Origin of the sequence: Nesterenkonia sedimenti (assembly GCF_012641515.1) — a bacterium.
GTDB lineage: Bacteria > Actinomycetota > Actinomycetes > Actinomycetales > Micrococcaceae > Nesterenkonia > Nesterenkonia sedimenti.
This window is the reverse complement of sequence record NZ_JABAHY010000004.1, coordinates 122,600-139,577: the sequence shown is the minus strand read 5'-3', so window position 1 is coordinate 139,577 and position 16,978 is coordinate 122,600. Positions and strand designations below refer to the sequence as shown.

Sequence of the window (16,978 nt, the reverse complement as noted above, 5' to 3'; positions counted from 1 at the left end):
CCCTGATGACAACATCAACACAGGTCGAAGCTGAGGAGGACCTCGGCTGGACTCGAGGCGACACCGTCCGCACAGCAATTGCGGGCGGTGTCGCCGTGTTGCTGCTGGGACTGGCGTGGTACCTGGCAGCCACCGACGGTGAGGGTCTGGGCGGCTCCAATGCTGCCCTGATGCTGCTGGTCGGCGCGGGGCTGGGCATCCTGTTCGAACGCGGACGGTACTGCTTCTTCTGCATCTTCCGGGATATGTTCGAGTTCAAGAACTCCCGGGGCGTCTACGCCGTTCTGATCTCGATCGTGGTGGGCATGATCGGCTACGCGATGATCTTCTCCACCCGCCTGCCCACCCCCTCTGCGGATAACACTCCCACCGACGCGCATATCGCCCCGGTCTCGATCGCCCTGGTGATCGCTGGACTGGCCTTCGGACTGGGCATGGTGATCTCCGGTGGCTGCATCGCCGGCCACCTCTACCGACTCCCCCAGGGCCATCTGCGCTCCATTCCTGCCCTGGCAGGGGTGGTCATCGGCTTCGGGCTGGGCTTTTTGTCCTGGGACTTCATGTACTCCAGCTTCATCCTCGGGGCTCCGGTGCCCTGGCTGCCCGCCGGCAATGGCTACACCCTGGCCGTGCTGCTGCAGTTGGGTGTTCTGATCGGCATCGGTGTCTGGTTGATGAAGTGGAACCCACCGATGGAGGGCCGTGGGGCTCGGGCTGTCACTCCCACCGAGATTCGCCGGCAGGTGTTCTTCACCCGCTGGCCCACTCTGATGACCGGCACCGGTGTGGGTCTGCTGGCAATCCTTGCCTATTACAAGGATGCGCCTTTGGGTGTGACCCAGCAGATCTCCTCGCTGAGCCGTACCGGGATGACCGAACTGGGCTGGCTGGATTCCTTTATGCCCGGTCTGGACGAGCGTCTGGCCGGCTGTGTGGCGGTGGTGGTGGAGACCATCACCACCAATGGGTGGCTGATCCTCGGGATTGTTCTGGCCTCATTCATCGCCGCCCTCTGCGGTCGGCGGGTCAAGGTTGAGAAGACCACGGCACTGAACTCCTCCACCGCCCTGCTGGGCGGTCTCCTGCTGGGCTGGGGCGCGATGATCGGGCTGGGCTGCACGATTGGTGTGCTGCTCTCGGGCACCCATGCCATGGCGCTGTCAGGATGGGTCTTCGGTGCCGCCGTGTTGGCATCAGCCGGGCTGGGCTTCAAACTCGGCCTGCACCGCAAAGCCGCCCCAGAAGTATATTGAGCCTCAGCGGCGGCCGATGCGGAGGGCTGCGTAGACGGCCAGACCAGCTAACAGGGCCCAGAAGGCGGCTCCGATGTCGAAGACTGTCACGCCGCTGACGGCAACGACGAAGGTCACCACTGCTGCCTCGCGGAGTCCTGGTTCGCTGGCCTTCATACTCGCACTCAGCGATGAGGCCAGCGAGGGCAGCAGCGCCAGTCCTGCCACCGCGGCCAGCACCGCCGGGGCCACCGCAACCAGAGTTGTCAGGGCAGTCGCTGATGCGGCCAGACCAACCTGGACCAACCCTGCGGCACGCACTGCCCGCCACCGTTGCCCAGGATCCGAATGCGCATCGGCGGAGGCACCCATCGCCTGGGTCACTGCCGCAAAATTGATGGCATGACCGCCGAATGGCGCTGCGATCACTGTGCCCAGCCCGGTCACCGACATCGTGTGCCGCCAGGGGGCGGTGTATCCATAGGAGGAGAGAATCGCGACCCCGGGTACGTTCTGTGAGGCCATGGTGACGATATACAGCGGCACGGTGATTCCGATCAGCGCACTCCAGCTGAAGGCAGGCATCACCGGCTCCAGGGTCGGCAACAGTGGTCCGGCCTGTTCCCCACTGCGCAGCACGAGGACAATTAACAGCACGATGCCGACTAAGAACGCTGCCGGGGCTGCCCAGCGCGGGGCCAGGCGCATCAGTAGAAGCCAGATCACAAGGATTGGGACTACCAGTAGCGGCTCTTCGATGACACCGCTCACCGGCGCCAGGCACAGCGGAACCAGCACTCCGGCCAGCATCGCCTGAGCGATCGGTGCTGGAATCGAACTGACCAGCCTGCCCAGTGTGGGCCAGAGGCCTGTGAGAATGATCAGCACCCCGGTGACCAGGAAGGCCCCCACTGCTGCCGGCCATCCGCCATCGGGGACACTTCCGGCGGCCAGCAGGGCCACACCGGGCAGCGACCAGGCCAGGGCCACCGGCATCCGGGTCCGCTGGGCCATCCACCACATGGCCAGTCCGTGGACCAGGCACAGCGCGGCCAATCCGGAGGCCGCCTGGCCCGGGGTTGCACCAGCGCTCTGCAGCCCAGCCAGTACAACTGAGGAAGTGCCGCAGAAGCCGACTAGGGAAATCGTCAGCCCCGTGGCGAATACTCTTCCTCTTTCCATGTCCAATGAGCCTACCGCTGCCAGTCACACTATGACCCGCTTAGCACTCTGCTTGCCTGAGTGCTAAGCGGGTCATATGATTTCTATTAGCACTCGCCGTCAACGAGTGCCAAGCCTTAAACGGGGCGGACCGGCACCCGCGACGACGGTCACTCCGGCAAAGGCGCGCAACAGTCAAGAGAAGTTTTTCGACTCCAAAGCAAAGGAGAGAACTGACGTGTCAGTCTCCATCAAGCCCCTCGAGGATCGTATTGTTGTCCGCCCCCTGGAGGCCGAGCAGACCACCGCTTCTGGCCTGGTCATCCCGGACACCGCCAAGGAGAAGCCCCAGGAGGGCGAGGTCGTGGCTGTAGGCCCCGGCAAGGTCTCCGACTCCGGCGACCGCCTGCCTGTCGACGTGGCAGAGGGCGACGTCGTCATCTACTCCAAGTTCGGCGGCACTGAGGTCAAGGTCGGTGGCGAGGAGTACCTGGTGCTCAACGCCCGCGACGTCCTCGCCAAGGTCGAGAAGTAAACACTCACACGCTCGACTTTCCTAAGGAGTAACAACTATGGCAAAAGAGCTGCTGTATGACGATGCCGCCCGCAAGGCGCTTGAGGACGGCATCAATAAGCTCGCCGACACCGTGAAGGTCACCCTGGGCCCCAAGGGCCGCAATGTGGTCCTGGACAAGTCCTGGGGCGCACCGACCATCACCAACGACGGTGTGACCATCGCCCGCGAGGTCGAGATCGAGGATCCCTACGAGAACCTCGGCGCCCAGCTGGCCAAAGAGGTCGCCACCAAGACCAACGATGTCGCCGGTGACGGCACCACCACTGCCACCGTGCTGGCTCAGGCCCTGGTCAAAGAGGGTCTGCGCAATGTGGCCGCAGGTGCTGCCCCCAGCGAGATCAAGCGCGGTATTGAGGTCGCCGTCGATGCGGTGACCCGTCGGCTGCGTGAGAACGCCCGCGAGATCAGCGACCAGAAAGAGGTCGCCTACGTCGGCGCCATCTCGGCTCAGAATGACGAGGTCGGCGAGCTGCTGGCCCGCGCATTCGACGCTGTGGGCACCGAGGGTGTCATCACCATCGAAGAGGGTTCCACCACCTCCACCGAGCTGGATATCACCGAGGGTATGCAGTTCGACAAGGGTTACCTCTCCCCGCACTTCGTCACTGACGCTGAGCGTCAGGAGGCTGTGCTGGAGGACCCGCTGATCCTGATCCACCAGGGCAAGATCTCCAATATGCAGGAGTTCCTCCCGGTGCTGGAGAAGGTTCTGCAGGCCAAGAAGCCCCTGTTCATCATCGCTGAGGACGTTGAGGGCGAGGCCCTGTCCACTCTGGTGGTGAACAAGCTGCGCGGCACCCTGAACGTGGTGGCTGTGAAGGCTCCCGGCTTCGGTGACCGCCGCAAGGCCATGCTGGAGGACATCGCGATCCTCACCGGTGGCCAGGTCATCACCCAGGACCTCGGCCTGAAGCTGGACCAGGTTGACCTGGATCAGCTGGGCACCGCCCGCCGCGTGACCGTCACCAAGGACGAGACCACTATCGTCGACGGTGCCGGCTCCAAGGAGGATGTTGAAGCCCGGGCTGCACTGATCAAGTCCCAGGCTGATGCATCCGACTCCGAGTGGGACCGCGAGAAGCTGCAGGAGCGACTGGCCAAGCTGGCCGGCGGCATCGGTGTCATCAAGGTCGGCGCTGCCACCGAGGTGGAGCTCAAGGAGCGTAAGCACCGCATTGAGGACGCTGTCTCCTCCACTCGTGCAGCCCTGGAGGAGGGCATTGTGGCCGGTGGTGGCACCGCGCTGATCAACGCCCTCTCCGTGCTGGACGAGGACTCCGAGGTCAAGGCGCTCTCCGGTGACGCAGCTGCCGCTGTGGGCATCGTCAAGCGCGCCCTGGTCCAGCCGCTGCGTTGGATCGCCTCCAACGCCGGCGAGGACGGCTTCGTGGTCGCATCCAAGGTCGCTGAGCTGGAGCCCAACCACGGCTTCAACGCCAAGACCGGCAGCTACGGCGATCTCATCAACGACGGTGTGATCGACCCGGTGAAGGTGACCCGCTCTGCCCTGCAGAACGCGGCCTCCATCGCTGCCCTGGTCCTGACCACTGAGACCCTGGTGGTCGAGAAGAAGGACAACGAGGACGACGACTGAGCAATTTAGTCTCCTCTGACTGACTGTGGCCCCGGCTCCTGCACTGGACCGGGGCCACAGCTGTATCCAGCCCCGGATAACCTGCAACCCATGGGGTTTGCAGGAGCCTATTCACTCCGCAGCAGCGAATTAGCCCCTGCAAACTGAACAAGGTCATGCAGAATAGGCAGGTGAGCACGACGACGCCGGAACTGAAGCCCCAGCAGCCCTCCCGCAGGTTCTACGGCTGGGAGATGGTCATTGTGCTGGCCCTATCCTTAGGCCGCAGCGCAATCTACGCGGTCCTGCAGCTGGCCGAACGGCTCACTGAGGCCCCGCTGGCCGATCAGACCGCCACGGTACAGACCTCCCAGTCCCGGGCTGAGTTCTTCGACTTCACCTATCAGGTGCTGAACTCTCTGTTTGCGCTGGCCCCGGTGGCCCTGGTGATCTATCTGGTCTTCCTGCACGGAGGAAACCCCTTCCGCCGCTGGGGTCTGGATTTCCGGCGGCCGGGTCGGGATTGGCTGATTGGTGCCGGTCTCTTCGCCCTGATTGGGCTGGGCACCATGGGGGTCTACTTCATCGGCCGCAGCCTGGGGGTGACCGCTCAGATTGTGCCGGCAGATGTCACCGAGTATTGGTGGACCTCCCCCGTACTGCTGCTGGCGGCCCTGCGGCACTCCCTGTTGGAGGAGGTCATCATGGTGGCCTATCTCTTCGACCGTGCCCGGCGGATCTGGCCACATGCCTCAATCTGGCTGATCATCATCGCCTCATCGGTGCTGCGCGGGCTCTACCACCTGTACCAGGGCTTCGGCCCGGCAGTGGGTAACTTCCTGATGGGGATTATCTTCGGCTGGCTCTACGCCCGCTATGGCAGGGTGATGCCCTTGGTCATCGCCCATTTCCTGCTCGATGCCGTGGCGTTCCTGGCCTTCCCGCTGGTGCTGGGTGCCTTCGGGCTGGACAGAATCTAAGCTCTGGCCCCCGGTGTTTCAGCCGCGCAGTTCCAGACGCTCGCCCAGGGTCTCGATAGGCTCGCGGATCTGCCGGAAGGACTCATCGAAGACGCTGTCGGGCAGCATATAGGGATCGACGACGTCGTCGTCGCGGGTTGCTTGCCCGGCCCGGTCGCGCTCCTGCTGCAGCAGCGGGATCAGTGCTGTCAGCTGCTCGGTGACCGAGGCGTTCTCCCCTGCAGCCTCCTGCAGGTCCTCGGCACTGATGGATTCCAGCAGCCGGCCGAACTCCGGATGGGTAAACATCCGGTCCTCGGCCTCGGGAACCTCAGCGAGCATATCGGCGACATGCACCCGGGTGGCAGCCAGGATGAGGTCGCTGCGGCGGATCATCGCGGCGGTGACCTGTTCGGCCACGAAGTTCTCCGCATCAGCGCCGTAGTCGGCCACCCGCTTCTTCATCGGGCCCTGCATATCCTCGCCGTCGTGGGCGTAGGTCCCCCCGGAGATCACCTGTACGTCACTCTCATGGCGCAGCAGGTGGGCAAGCAGACGCTCCATGGCTGGGGAGCGGCAGATATTGCCGGTGCAGACGGTCAGGATTGTGAACGGCGAGCTCACTGGGGGATCACACCTCTCGGAGGAAGAACGGGAAACTGGCGGATTTGCCGGGCAGGTTCAGCACGAAATCGCGGTCGGGATGGCGGATGAACCCCTCGGATTCATACAGGGCATGGGCGCTTGTCATACTGCGCAGGCTGCACAGTGCCACCCCGCTGATCTCCGGGCGCGCTGATGCTTCAGCCACGATATGCCGCACCAGGGCTCGGGCGATCCCGAGGCCCTGGAATTCAGGGGCTACGGCGAGCATCCGGAACTCCATCTCACCGGGGCAAGAGACCTCGGCGTAGAGCCCGTCGTGGTCGGTGACGGTCACCGATCCGGCCACCTGATCGTCCACCTCAGCCACCAGAAGCCGGGCGCGCTGGGCACGCTCGGCGACCTCGGTGAGGTGCTGAACATAGGAGTCATCGGGCTGCATATGCCCGCCCTCCACGTAGGCGGAGACGGTCAGCTCACCGATGCGTTGATAGTCCTCAGGGTGCGCCTGACGGATCAGCAGGGCACCCGCCGTCGTCGTACTCATGAAGCTGGCGCCTCAGGAGGACTCGTCCGGCTTGGTGACTTTTTTCCGACGACGGCGCCGGCGCCGCTGGGAGTTGCTCTTCTCCTGGCTCTCGCCCTTCTCTCCTGAGTTCTGGGAGTTCTCGGGCTTATCGCCCTCACTGGAGCCTCCGGAGCGCCGCCGGTTTCGGCTGCGGTTGCGGCCCGAACCATTGCGTCCGGATCCGGAGCGGCCACCATTGCGGTCGCCGCGGCCTTCGGATTTGCGGGAGCCAGGTCCGCCGAGGTCTTCAAGCTCCTCACCCTCGAGCCCGGCCTTGGAGCGCTTATGACGCGGCAGCCGGCCCTTGGTTCCCTTGGGGATGTCGAGGTCCTCGAACAGATGCGGGCTGGAGGAGTAGGTCTCCACCGGCTCGGGCACATCCAGGCCGATGGCCTTATTGATCAACGACCAGCGGGGCACATCCTCCCAGTCCACGAAGGTCACCGCAGTGCCCTTCTGACCGGCGCGGCCGGTACGGCCGATCCGGTGCAGGTAGGTGGACTCGTCCTCGGGGCAGACGAAGTTGATCACATGGGTGACATCGGTGACATCAATTCCGCGGGCTGCCACATCGGTGGCGACCAGGACATCAACCTTGTCATTGCGGAAGGCGCGCAGGGCCTGTTCCCGGGCGCCCTGGCCCAGGTCGCCGTGGATGGCGCCGGCGGCGAATCCGCGGGATTTCAGCTCATCGGCCAGTTTGTCGGCCTGCCGCTTGGTGCGGGTGAAGATGATGGTCCGGCCCCGGCCCTCGGCCTGCAGGATGCGGGCGATCATCTCGTCCTTATCCAGCTGGTGGGCCCGGTAGACCACCTGGCGGATGTCCTTCTTGGTCACACCCTCATCTAAGGGGTCAGCCGCACTGATATGTGTGGGCTTGGACATGAACCGGCGGGCCATGGAGACCACGGGGCCGGGCATAGTCGCCGAGAACAGCATGGTCTGCCGCACTTCGGGGACATAGGAGAGAAGTTTCTCCACATCGGGCAGGAACCCGAGGTCGAGCATCTCATCGGCCTCATCGAGCACCACGATTTTCACGTTCTTGAGGTTCAGGTGCTTCTGCCGGTGCAGGTCGATGAGTCGCCCGGGGGTGCCGACGACGATTTCGACCCCGGCGTTGAGGGTCTTGATCTGGGGTTCGTAGTCGCGGCCGCCGTAGATGGTGGCGATCCGCACGCCCAGTTTGGAGCCGGCGGTAGTGAGGTCACCGGCGACCTGGACGGCCAGTTCGCGGGTGGGGGCCACAATCAGGGCCTGGGGTGCGCCGGGTTCGGCCAGCTGGTCATAACCGTCCTCCCCCGGGGCGGTCACCCGCTGCAGAGCAGGGATGCCGAAGCCGAGGGTTTTACCGGTGCCGGTCTTGGCCTGGCCGATGATGTCATTGCCGCCCAGGGCGATGGGCAGGGTTTCGGCCTGAATGGGGAAAGGTGTGGTGATGCCCTTCTCGCTCAGGGCTTCCACAATCTCGCTGCGGACATCGAAGTCCGCAAACGTGAGGGTCTTTTCTTCAGTATCTGTCTCTGTCATTCGTTCTTTCAGTCGGCGACGGCGGCGAAGCCGACCGTCTGTTTGGTGTCGGATCCGATTTCCACGTATCCGATGGCGCTCACCGGAACGACAACCTGCTTATCGCGGCGGTCGGTGAGGCTCAGCAGCGGCTTGGACTTCTCAACGGCTTCGGCGACGGCTTTCTCCACGTCCTGGGCCGACTCGTCGGTTTCGATGACGATCTCGCGGGCGACGTTCTGGACTCCGATGCGTACTTCCATGCCACTCCTAGGTCTGCGTGTGGTGGCGGCGTCGTCGTTGATTCATTCACGGCGCCGCAAACTACTTCCTGCCCTATCCTAACTGTGCTCAGCTCTCGCCTTCTTTAGGGAAGCCGCTGATTCCTCTCCAGGCCAAACGTGAAGTCAGCTGAGCGGAGGCGTCCAGGTCGGGCCGTTCCGAGAGTCGGGACCAGTGCCTGGCGGCCGAGGTGGCCATTCCGATCAGTCCGTGGCCGAGCATTGTGGCCTCTGCCATGGGCTGGCCGGTGTCATCGGCGATGACTTCGGCAACGGCTGCGGCCATGGAGTCATGGAAGTGGTCCAACCTGGTGGCGACTTCGGGGTCATTGTCCATCCCGGCGGCGAAGATCAGCCGGTATGCCTCGTCTTTGCGGGCGATGAACTCGTAGAAGGCGGTGACCGTGCCGGTGACCCGTTCCTTATTGGTCTCAGCTCGGCTCAGTGCGGCGGTGAGTTCGTCCTGCAGGTGGTTCAGATGGGTTTCGAGGAGGTCGATGAACAGTTCATGCTTACCCGGGAAATGCTGGTAGAGCACGGGTTTGGAGACCTCGGCTGCCCAGGCGATGTCATCCATGGAGGCTGCGTGGTAGCCCTTAGCGACAAAGACTTTCAGCGCGCAGTCCAGCAGCTGGGCGCGCCGTTGGTCCCGCGGCAGGCGTTTGGCCCGGCCGTTGCTGGGGGCTGGGGTGCTCTCACTGCCGCTCATGGGTGGATATTGTACGCATCGGTGCCGCTGGCTGCTTCCAGCAACCGGGCCACATGCTCGGGATCGGTGGTGTTCTCACCCAGTGTGTTCGGCTTTCCGGATACCCCGTGGTAGTCGGAGGATCCGGTGATGATGAGGTCATGCCGACGGGCAAGGTCCAGCAGGATCTGCTTGCCCTCCTCGGTGTTGTCCCGGTGCCAGATCTCCACGCCCAGCATGCCGGCCTCAACGAGTTCCTCGAGTTCGTCCACGTCCAGGGTGTTGCCGCGTTTACCGGCCATAGCGTGGGCGATCACGGGCACTCCCCCGGCCTCCCGGACCCTTCGGACCACTTCAGTGGGGTGGGGGCTGTCCTGGCCGACATAGTATTTGGAGCTGCGGTGGATGTATTTGTCGAAGGCTTCACTGCGTTCGCGGACCACTCCTGCGGCCACCAGAGCATCGGCGATATGCGGCCGGCCGATGGAGGCTCCGTCCTCAACCTGTTCGAGGACCAGTTCCCAGCTGATCGGGAAGTCCTCGGCCAGTCGTTCGGCGATGTGTTTGGCGCGTTCGACCCGGCCGCCGCGGGTGGCGGCGTTGAGTTCCAGCAGCCCGGGGTGTTCGGGGTCGTGGAGGTAGCTGAGCATATGCACGCTGGCCGCGGCAGTTTTGGAGGTGATCTCCATTCCGGGGATCAGCCCGATGCCGTGCTCTTCGGCGGCGGCGAGGGCTTCGGCCCAGCCTGCGGTTGAGTCGTGATCGGTCAGCGCGATGCCCCTGAGACCGGCTCGGGCGGCTTCGGCGACGACATGAGCCGGCGGCTCGGTGCCGTCGGACGCGGTGGAGTGGGTGTGCAGGTCGAAGCTCATCTCAACATGAAAGACTATCCGTTATGAGTCAGAACCACAGTGAGCAGCAGTCCGAACAGGAATTGAAGGACCGGGTGGACAACCGGTCGCAACGCCCCCAGTCGAAAGCTTTCAAGGAATTCATGGCCTCGCATTGGGCTCCTGCGCAGGAGTCCGGTCACCCCCGGGATACGGTGGCTGACTACGCTGTCCAGCGTCGTCGTGCTGTATCTGAACAGTTCCCCGGTGAGCGCGTGGTGGTTCCTGCCGGCCCGTTGAAGGTCCGTTCCAATGACACTGACTACCGGTTCCGTCCGCATTCGGCCTTTGCACACCTAACCGGACTGGGTGTGGATCACGAGCCCAATGCTGTGCTGGTCTTCGAACCTGTTGGGGAGGGAGAAACCGGCGACGACGACTCCGGCCACGAGGTCACCCTGTACTTCAAACCGATGGCGGGGCGGGATACTGAGGAGTTCTACGCCGATGCTCGGTATGGCGAGTTCTGGATCGGCAAGCGTCCGGGTCTGGAGGAGTTCCGGCAGCGGCTGGGGATTCGGACGAAGAACCTCGATGAGCTGGAACCGGCAGTTGCGAAGGATGTCGGCGATCCGCAGACCGGAGGCACCCAGGTTCGGCTGCTGCGGGAGTCGGATCAGAATATCGATGCCCTGGTGGATACTGCCCGGGTGAATGCGGCCATGGATCTGGAGGCCTCCGATGCCCTGGATGCGAAGCTGACCGAGTTCTGCTCGGAGCTGCGCCTGGTCAAGGATGACTGGGAGGTCGACCAGCTGCGGGAGTCGGTGGCTGCGACTATCGCCGGTTTTGAAGATGTCGTACGTGCCCTGCCCCGGGCAGTGGGTCATAACCGGGGTGAGCGTATTGTTGAGGGCGCGTTCTTCGCCCGGGCACGCCTGGAGGGCAATGATCTGGGCTATGACACGATTGCCGCCTCGGGCAATAACGCCACCGTTCTGCACTGGATCCGTAACCACGACCGGATCGAACCCGGGGAGCTGCTGCTCTTGGACGCCGGTGTTGAGGCCGATTCCCTCTACACCGCGGATATCACTCGTACGATTCCGGTCTCAGGGACATACTCCCCTGTTCAGCGGAAAGTGTATGAGGCTGTGCTGGCCTCCGCCGACGCCGCCTTTGATGTGGTGCGCCCGGGTATCAAGTTCCGGGATATCCACACCACCGCGGTGACCGTGCTGGCCGAACATCTGGATGACTGGGGGCTGCTGCCGGTATCCCTGGATGAGGCGCTGTCCACTGAGGGTCAACATCACCGGCGCTGGATGCCTCATGGCACCAGTCATCACCTGGGGCTGGATGTCCATGACTGCGCTCAGGCCAAGCGGGATCTCTACCTGGACGGGGTCCTGGAGCCGGGCATGGTGTTCACCATTGAGCCGGGTCTGTACTTCAAGAATGAGGATCTCGCCGTTCCGGAGGAGTACCGGGGTATCGGTATCCGGATCGAGGACGACATCCTGGTCACCGATGACGGCGCTGAGAATCTTTCGGCGGCCCTGCCGCGCAAACCCGATGACGTCGAGGCCTGGATCGCAAAACTTCAGGCCTGATCTGCGGCCTCATCGATAGGCTTTGATCTCCTCCGAGAGTGACAGGTAGAGGTCGGCAATCACTTCAGGATTATTGAGCTGGTCACCGATGATCGCCTCCACTTTGGAGAGCCGGTACCTCATCGTGTTCGGGTGAATCATGAGGCAGCGAGCTGACGCAGCGATATCCATATTGCTGACGAGATACGTGATGGCGGTGTGCAGCATCTCTGGGTGTGCCCTGAGCTCTGCTGCGTACCCCTTCAGCTGAAGCCGATCGCGTGTGGATGAGATTCGCGCAAGCAGCCACTCATGCGGGCGAAGAGATTCGACCTTCACCGCTTGTCGAGGATCAGATGGCTTAGCTGAATACTCTGCAACGGCGATGCTGTGGGCCAATTCCGTAGCACGTAGGACCTCCGGCATGGAGGACAGCTGCACGAATTCCTCTGAAACCCCCAACAGGAAGTTCTCCTCCAACTCCTGCAGCCAGGACTCGAACCCCCGATCAGCAGCGGTTAATAAGAAGAAGGCCGGATAATCCCGCACGTAGGTATCTGCCTCCTGCACCAAAACTGCCCGGCGGCGCCCGCTGACACTCGCCAATTGCCGGAGGTCGGCCTTCGTCAGGCGTTCTCCGTTATAGGGGGATCCTGCCAAGACCCTGACTTCACTGAATGGGGTGAACCCAAACTCACTCATCCGTCGCCATGAGTGTGGTTCCCGGGATGCGGGGATCCCCAGTTCGAGTTCTTTCAGCAATAGTCCTGAGCGGTGAGCGAGTTGGATTGCTGCGAAACTGTCCACTGCATCCAAGGAACCCAGGAGACGGTGGACGACGTCGAGTGCGAAATCGTGCTCCGGGTTCTGCAGGTCAGTATCGATAGCGGCAAGAACAACGGTATACGTATGCGCCCTTACCGTGACCCGACTTCCTCGTACCGACCATCGTCCCACTTCGGTTGTGTTCTCACCGTTGCCGTGGAGTTGATCCAGCGAGGCTCGGATCAGGTGAAAAGGCGCAGCTCCTGCGCAGGAGAGCATCTCCGCATCCGAGCTGAATATTGCGGTGGATCCTGAACATAATTTTCCCAGCTCAAGCACCAGACCGCGCATTGGGTCTTCTTGGTTCATGGAATCCAAAAGGGACTCCATGATCTGAGCTCGTCGCTCAGCGGTCAAAGATGTAACTTCTGTGTTACGAGAAGCTGTGAATACTCCCGTGAGGTCCATAATGCTCCGCCTCTGACTTGGGCGTTTGTAATATTCACAAAATTCTAGTGGCGATCTCTCATCTCGTCCATTGACCTGCCAACTTGGCGAAGAGAAGGATCGGAATCACCAGTCCCACATGAGGAGGATTAATGCCAGATCTACGAGTAGCCGTGGATGTCGGTGGCACATTTACCGATGTCTGCGTCTTCGATGATTCCGATAAGACGATGCACGTAACTAAGGTGCCATCGACTCCCGAGGATCCGATGCAGGCGGTAATCAGCGGCATCGAAAGGGCGGCCGTCTCCTTGGAGGATGTTCAGCTACTCTCCCATGGAACCACTGTTGCGACCAACGCATTAATCACACGACGGTTTCCCAAGGCTGCCATGGTCACCACAGAGGGGTTCCGCGATGTCATCGAAATCCGTGACGGCACCAAGGATGATCTCTGGGATGCCTATAACGATGTCAGTGGCCCTTATCTGCGTCGTCGTGATCGCTTCGAGGTTCCGGAGCGCATCGACTTCTCCGGGAATATCACTCAACCGTTAGATGAGGATGCAGTCAGGCGCCTGGGCCAGAAACTGAAGCGGCGTGAGGTCACCACTGTGGCCGTCTGCTTCCTGAACTCCTATGCCAATCCGTCTCACGAGGTACGGGCTAAGGAACTGCTCCAGGAAGAACTTCCCGAGGCCGATATTTCGACCTCCGCGGAGATCCTTCCCGAAATCTTCGAATATGACCGGTTCAACACTGCCGTCGCCAACGCGCTGTTGGGACCGCTGGTCTCCGGCTACGTCGAGAGGCTCGACGAGAAGCTCAAAGGGGACGGATATGGCGGTGATCTGCTCTTACTGCACTCCGGCGGCGGGTCCATGACACCGGCTATGGTCAAGAAGTACCCCGTCCGGCTGGCTGCCTCCGGTATTGCAGCAGGGGCTATTGCGGCCCAACATGTGGCGACTCAGGCCGGCTATCCCAATGCGATCGGCCTCGATATGGGCGGTACCTCCACGGATATCTCCCTGGTCCACGATGGGGAGGTCCGAATTACCAAGAATTGGGAGGTCGAATATGGCCATCCCATTGTCTTTCCTAGTATCGAAGTCCTGACCATCGGCGCCGGCGGGGGTTCTCTGGCCCATATCGATATTGCCGGTTCGCTCCGTAATGGCCCGCAGTCTGCCGGTGCGACGCCCGGTCCGGCCTGCTACAACCAGGGTGGCGATCAGCCGACAAATACTGATGCGAACCTCCTGTTGAATCGTCTGGGAACCTCCTTGGCTGGTGGTGCGATGACCCTGAAGCGAGACCTTTCCGAACAGGCGGTCAAACAGGTCATCAGTGAGCCTCTGGAGATGGGTTCGAGTGAACAAGCAGCCCAGGCGATCCTCCAGGTGGCCAATGCCAATATGGCTGATGCCGTACGACTGGTCTCCATCCGTCGCGGCTATGACCCCCGGGATTTCGCCCTAGTCGCTTTCGGCGGTGCAGGGGCTCTGCACGGTGCCGATGTGGCCAAGGAGCTGGGGATACCGACCGTCTTAGTGCCGCCGAACCCTGGTGTCACCTCAGCCCTCGGATGCCTGTTGGTGGATGTCCAGCATGACCTGTCGATGATGTATCCCACACTCGCAAGCGAAGCCGATCGCAGTGACTTGGAGCGCCAGTTCCGAATTATGCAGGGCGATGCCACCGAACGGCTGCGACAGGAAGGTGTGGATGAACCTGACCAGCGGCTGGAACGCGCTATTTCCATGCGCTATGCCGGACAGTGGCGTTCCCTGCAGGTCATCATCAACTCGGCGACTGACCTCGAACAGGCAATTGCCACTTTCCATGAGGAACATGAACGTCAGTTCGCATTCCGCCAGGACAGCCAGCCGGTAGAGATCTACCAACTCCATCTCAAAGCAGTTGGCAAGACCCCCAAGCCCGCTTTCGTTCCCGCTGAACCGGCAGAGGGGAAGCCTGAGGTGATTGCCCGCCGCGATGTGTATTTCGAAGGTTCTTGGATTGATACCGCCGTCTACGACCGAGACGCCCTGGGTGCCGGTATGACGATTCAAGGACCAGCCATCATCGAGCAGCTCGATGCAACCACTGTGGTGCCACCTGAGGCGACCGCTGAGATCGACGAATGGCTCAATATCCGTATCCACCTCCCGAAAGGAAAGGCATGACAGCGAATACAGTAGGCGAGGCCACTGAGACTGCCTCCCCACAACTAGACCCCGTCACGTTTGAGGTATTGAAGAACGCCTTCGCCACCAGTGTTGATCTTATGAGCGAACAGATCCTCCGGACCTGCTACTCCTTCGTCATCTACTCCCGGGACTTCTCCTCTGCTCTATGCGACCGGGATGGCAACACTGTCATGCAGGGCAGTGGCGATATCGCTGTGCATGTGGGCACCCTGCATTTTCAGTGCAAGGCGATCTTGGAGTTCTTCGAAGACGACATCAATCCCGGCGATGTCTTCGCCATCAACGACCCCTATCGGGGTGGAACTCACGTCAATGATGTGAGCTTCATCCGCCCGATCTTCGTTGAGGATGAGATTATCGGCTTCGCCCAGAACAAGGGTCACTGGGCCGATATCGGCGGCAATGTCCCTGGTTCCTTTGACGTCCACGCCAAGGAGCATTTCAGCGAGGGCCTGAGGATCACCCCACTGCGTGTTTGGCATCGGAGGAATTTCAATAAGGATGTTGCAGAGCTGTTGGTATCGAATACACGGGCTCCAGCTGTTTCTCTCGGCGATTTGCACGCACAATCCGAGGCCACCGCTGTCTGTGAGCGCGAAGTGCTCCGACTAGTAGAACGCTATTCAAAGGACACTGTCCTAGAAGCCATGCAGGAGACCCAGGACTATGTTGAGCGCCGCGTTCTCAACAGTCTCAAGGACCTCCCTCAGGGCGAATGGGAAACAGTCGATTACATCGACATGGACCCGGCCAAAGAGGAAGGCCTCGTTCCTATCAAAATCCGGCTGAAACTGGACGGAGAGGGAATCCATTACGACCTCAGAGGCTCGGCCCCTACGGTAGCCAGCTTCCTCAACTCAGGGCTTGGCACAACCCACTCCGCTGTCTATGCAGGGACGAAGACCTTCTTCCCCGATGTTCCGCTTAACTCTGGGTTCTACCGGGCGGTGACAGTCGAAGCTGGCGAAGAGGGAACTGTGGTCAACGCGGGCTGGCCCACTGCTGTCAGTGGGTTCTGTTCGGGGCCCTACGAAAAGTTGATGAATGGGATCTTCGAACTGTGGAGCACAATCCGTCCCGAGCGGGCGATGGGATGTGCCTTCAACCTCGAATACCTGCTGGTGGGTGGTCATGACGGACGAGTGGCCGAGTCGCCGTATTTCATGTGGTACGACTGGATGGCTGGCGGCTGGGGCGGCCGCTCATCCAAGGACGGGTCCTCAGCAACTTCTCCAGTTTTCGGCACGGGCCTGGCTGTTCAGCCGGTGGAGGGTCAGGAGCGGCTAAACCCGGTCATCACCACCCGGCATGAGATCACCGTCGATTCCGGTGGACCTGGTCGATTCCGAGGTGGCTGTGGCGTTGAGAAAGGCGGAATCCTCACCGATGCCACCAATGCAGTGATGAGCTACTGCTGTGACCGTGGTCGATCCGTCACTTGGGGCATCGAGGGCGGCCTGCCCTCCATCCCACATGGCGTATGGCTCAATAAGGGCACCGATAAGGAACGGTACCTCGGCGCGACGTTCTCCAATGTGGATGTGCAGTCAGGAGACCAGTTCACTCGGCCCTCTGCCGGTGGTGGTGGCTATGGCGACCCCCTGGACCGCACTCCCGAAGAAGTGCTAGAGGACGTTATCGACGAGTACGTCTCCGTCGAACGAGCAGCGATCGATTACGGGGTGGTCATCAAGGCGATTGACCCCGAAGTCGACCAGTTCGAGATTGACTACCCCGCCACGAAGTCAGCGCGACAGGATGTCCGTAGCAACCGTGAAGCCTGGTTAAAGGAGGACCCCGAGAAGGTCGCCGAACTCTATCGCCAGGGTGAGCTCAACGAGATGGATGCTATCCGCCGGTATGGGGTCATCCTTGAGTGGGGTACTGGGGAGCTATTGCCAGAGACGACCCGTCAGAATCGCGAGAATATGGCGCGACGCTCCCAGCAATACTGGGCCCTGAACACGGACTCAGCCTGAC

15 protein-coding genes are annotated in these 16,978 nt (G+C 61.8%); 7 read left to right on the top strand and 8 right to left on the bottom strand.

Going from position 1 to position 16,978, the window contains the following annotated elements; all coding sequences use genetic code 11:
- The first annotated feature begins 5 nt into the window (after nt 1–5).
- Nucleotides 6–1,253 (top strand): YeeE/YedE family protein, encoded by a 1,248-nt coding sequence (locus HGQ17_RS06235; RefSeq protein ID WP_168887104.1) that lies wholly within the window; start codon nt 6–8, stop codon nt 1,251–1,253.
- Nucleotides 1,254–1,256: 3 nt separating this feature from the next.
- Here HGQ17_RS06235 and HGQ17_RS06230 read toward each other — a convergent pair whose 3' ends face one another.
- The gene (locus HGQ17_RS06230; RefSeq protein WP_168887103.1) at nt 1,257–2,414 is read right to left on the bottom strand and encodes a benzoate/H(+) symporter BenE family transporter; all 1,158 of its coding nucleotides are present in this window, start codon (nt 2,412–2,414) and stop codon (nt 1,257–1,259) included.
- Between the two features lie 217 nt (nt 2,415–2,631).
- On the opposite strand from HGQ17_RS06230, the gene groES reads away from it, so the two are divergent.
- The 3 genes from groES to HGQ17_RS06215 all read left to right on the top strand — a co-directional run bounded on the left by groES (nt 2,632) and on the right by HGQ17_RS06215 (nt 5,523).
- Nucleotides 2,632–2,928 (top strand): co-chaperone GroES, encoded by a 297-nt coding sequence (gene groES / locus HGQ17_RS15240; RefSeq protein ID WP_168887102.1) that lies wholly within the window; start codon nt 2,632–2,634, stop codon nt 2,926–2,928.
- Nucleotides 2,929–2,965: 37 nt separating this feature from the next.
- Nucleotides 2,966–4,564: a chaperonin GroEL gene (groL, locus tag HGQ17_RS06220; RefSeq protein ID WP_168887101.1), complete on the top strand. Its 1,599-nt coding sequence runs from the start codon at nt 2,966–2,968 to the stop codon at nt 4,562–4,564.
- 155 nt (nt 4,565–4,719) lie between these two features.
- On the top strand, nt 4,720–5,523 hold the full coding sequence (locus tag HGQ17_RS06215; RefSeq protein WP_168887100.1) for a CPBP family intramembrane glutamic endopeptidase: 804 nt from the start codon (nt 4,720–4,722) through the stop codon (nt 5,521–5,523).
- 18 nt (nt 5,524–5,541) lie between these two features.
- On the opposite strand, the gene HGQ17_RS06210 is transcribed toward HGQ17_RS06215, so the two are convergent.
- The 6 genes from HGQ17_RS06210 to HGQ17_RS06185 form a co-directional block, all read right to left on the bottom strand.
- The gene (locus tag HGQ17_RS06210; RefSeq protein ID WP_168887099.1) at nt 5,542–6,126 is read right to left on the bottom strand and encodes an arsenate reductase/protein-tyrosine-phosphatase family protein; all 585 of its coding nucleotides are present in this window, start codon (nt 6,124–6,126) and stop codon (nt 5,542–5,544) included.
- A gap of 7 nt (nt 6,127–6,133) precedes the next feature.
- The gene (locus tag HGQ17_RS06205) at nt 6,134–6,652 is read right to left on the bottom strand and encodes a GNAT family N-acetyltransferase (RefSeq protein WP_168887098.1); all 519 of its coding nucleotides are present in this window, start codon (nt 6,650–6,652) and stop codon (nt 6,134–6,136) included.
- A gap of 12 nt (nt 6,653–6,664) precedes the next feature.
- Nucleotides 6,665–8,203 (bottom strand): DEAD/DEAH box helicase, encoded by a 1,539-nt coding sequence (locus HGQ17_RS06200; protein WP_168887097.1) that lies wholly within the window; start codon nt 8,201–8,203, stop codon nt 6,665–6,667.
- 8 nt (nt 8,204–8,211) lie between these two features.
- Complete coding sequence (locus HGQ17_RS06195; protein ID WP_168887096.1) at nt 8,212–8,445, bottom strand: DUF3107 domain-containing protein; 234 nt, start codon at nt 8,443–8,445, stop codon at nt 8,212–8,214.
- A gap of 88 nt (nt 8,446–8,533) precedes the next feature.
- Complete coding sequence (locus tag HGQ17_RS06190) at nt 8,534–9,172, bottom strand: TetR/AcrR family transcriptional regulator (RefSeq protein ID WP_168887095.1); 639 nt, start codon at nt 9,170–9,172, stop codon at nt 8,534–8,536.
- The gene (locus HGQ17_RS06185) at nt 9,169–10,023 is read right to left on the bottom strand and encodes a PHP domain-containing protein (RefSeq protein ID WP_168887094.1); all 855 of its coding nucleotides are present in this window, start codon (nt 10,021–10,023) and stop codon (nt 9,169–9,171) included. Before HGQ17_RS06185 ends, HGQ17_RS06190 begins: the two co-directional genes overlap by 4 nt.
- Before the next feature lie 23 nt (nt 10,024–10,046).
- Between HGQ17_RS06185 and HGQ17_RS06180 the strand changes: the two genes are divergently transcribed.
- Nucleotides 10,047–11,594, top strand: coding sequence for an aminopeptidase P family protein (locus HGQ17_RS06180; RefSeq protein ID WP_168887093.1), 1,548 nt, complete (start codon nt 10,047–10,049; stop codon nt 11,592–11,594).
- A 9-nt stretch (nt 11,595–11,603) separates the two neighbouring features.
- On the opposite strand, the gene HGQ17_RS06175 is transcribed toward HGQ17_RS06180, so the two are convergent.
- Nucleotides 11,604–12,806 (bottom strand): helix-turn-helix domain-containing protein, encoded by a 1,203-nt coding sequence (locus HGQ17_RS06175; RefSeq protein WP_168887092.1) that lies wholly within the window; start codon nt 12,804–12,806, stop codon nt 11,604–11,606.
- Nucleotides 12,807–12,937: 131 nt separating this feature from the next.
- Here HGQ17_RS06175 and HGQ17_RS06170 point away from each other — a divergent pair, with 131 nt between their 5' ends.
- Nucleotides 12,938–14,974 (top strand): hydantoinase/oxoprolinase family protein, encoded by a 2,037-nt coding sequence (locus HGQ17_RS06170; RefSeq protein WP_168887091.1) that lies wholly within the window; start codon nt 12,938–12,940, stop codon nt 14,972–14,974.
- On the top strand, nt 14,971–16,977 hold the full coding sequence (locus HGQ17_RS06165; RefSeq protein WP_168887090.1) for a hydantoinase B/oxoprolinase family protein: 2,007 nt from the start codon (nt 14,971–14,973) through the stop codon (nt 16,975–16,977). The genes HGQ17_RS06170 and HGQ17_RS06165 overlap by 4 nt, the downstream gene beginning before the upstream one ends.
- The last annotated feature ends 1 nt before the right edge of the window (nt 16,978 follow it).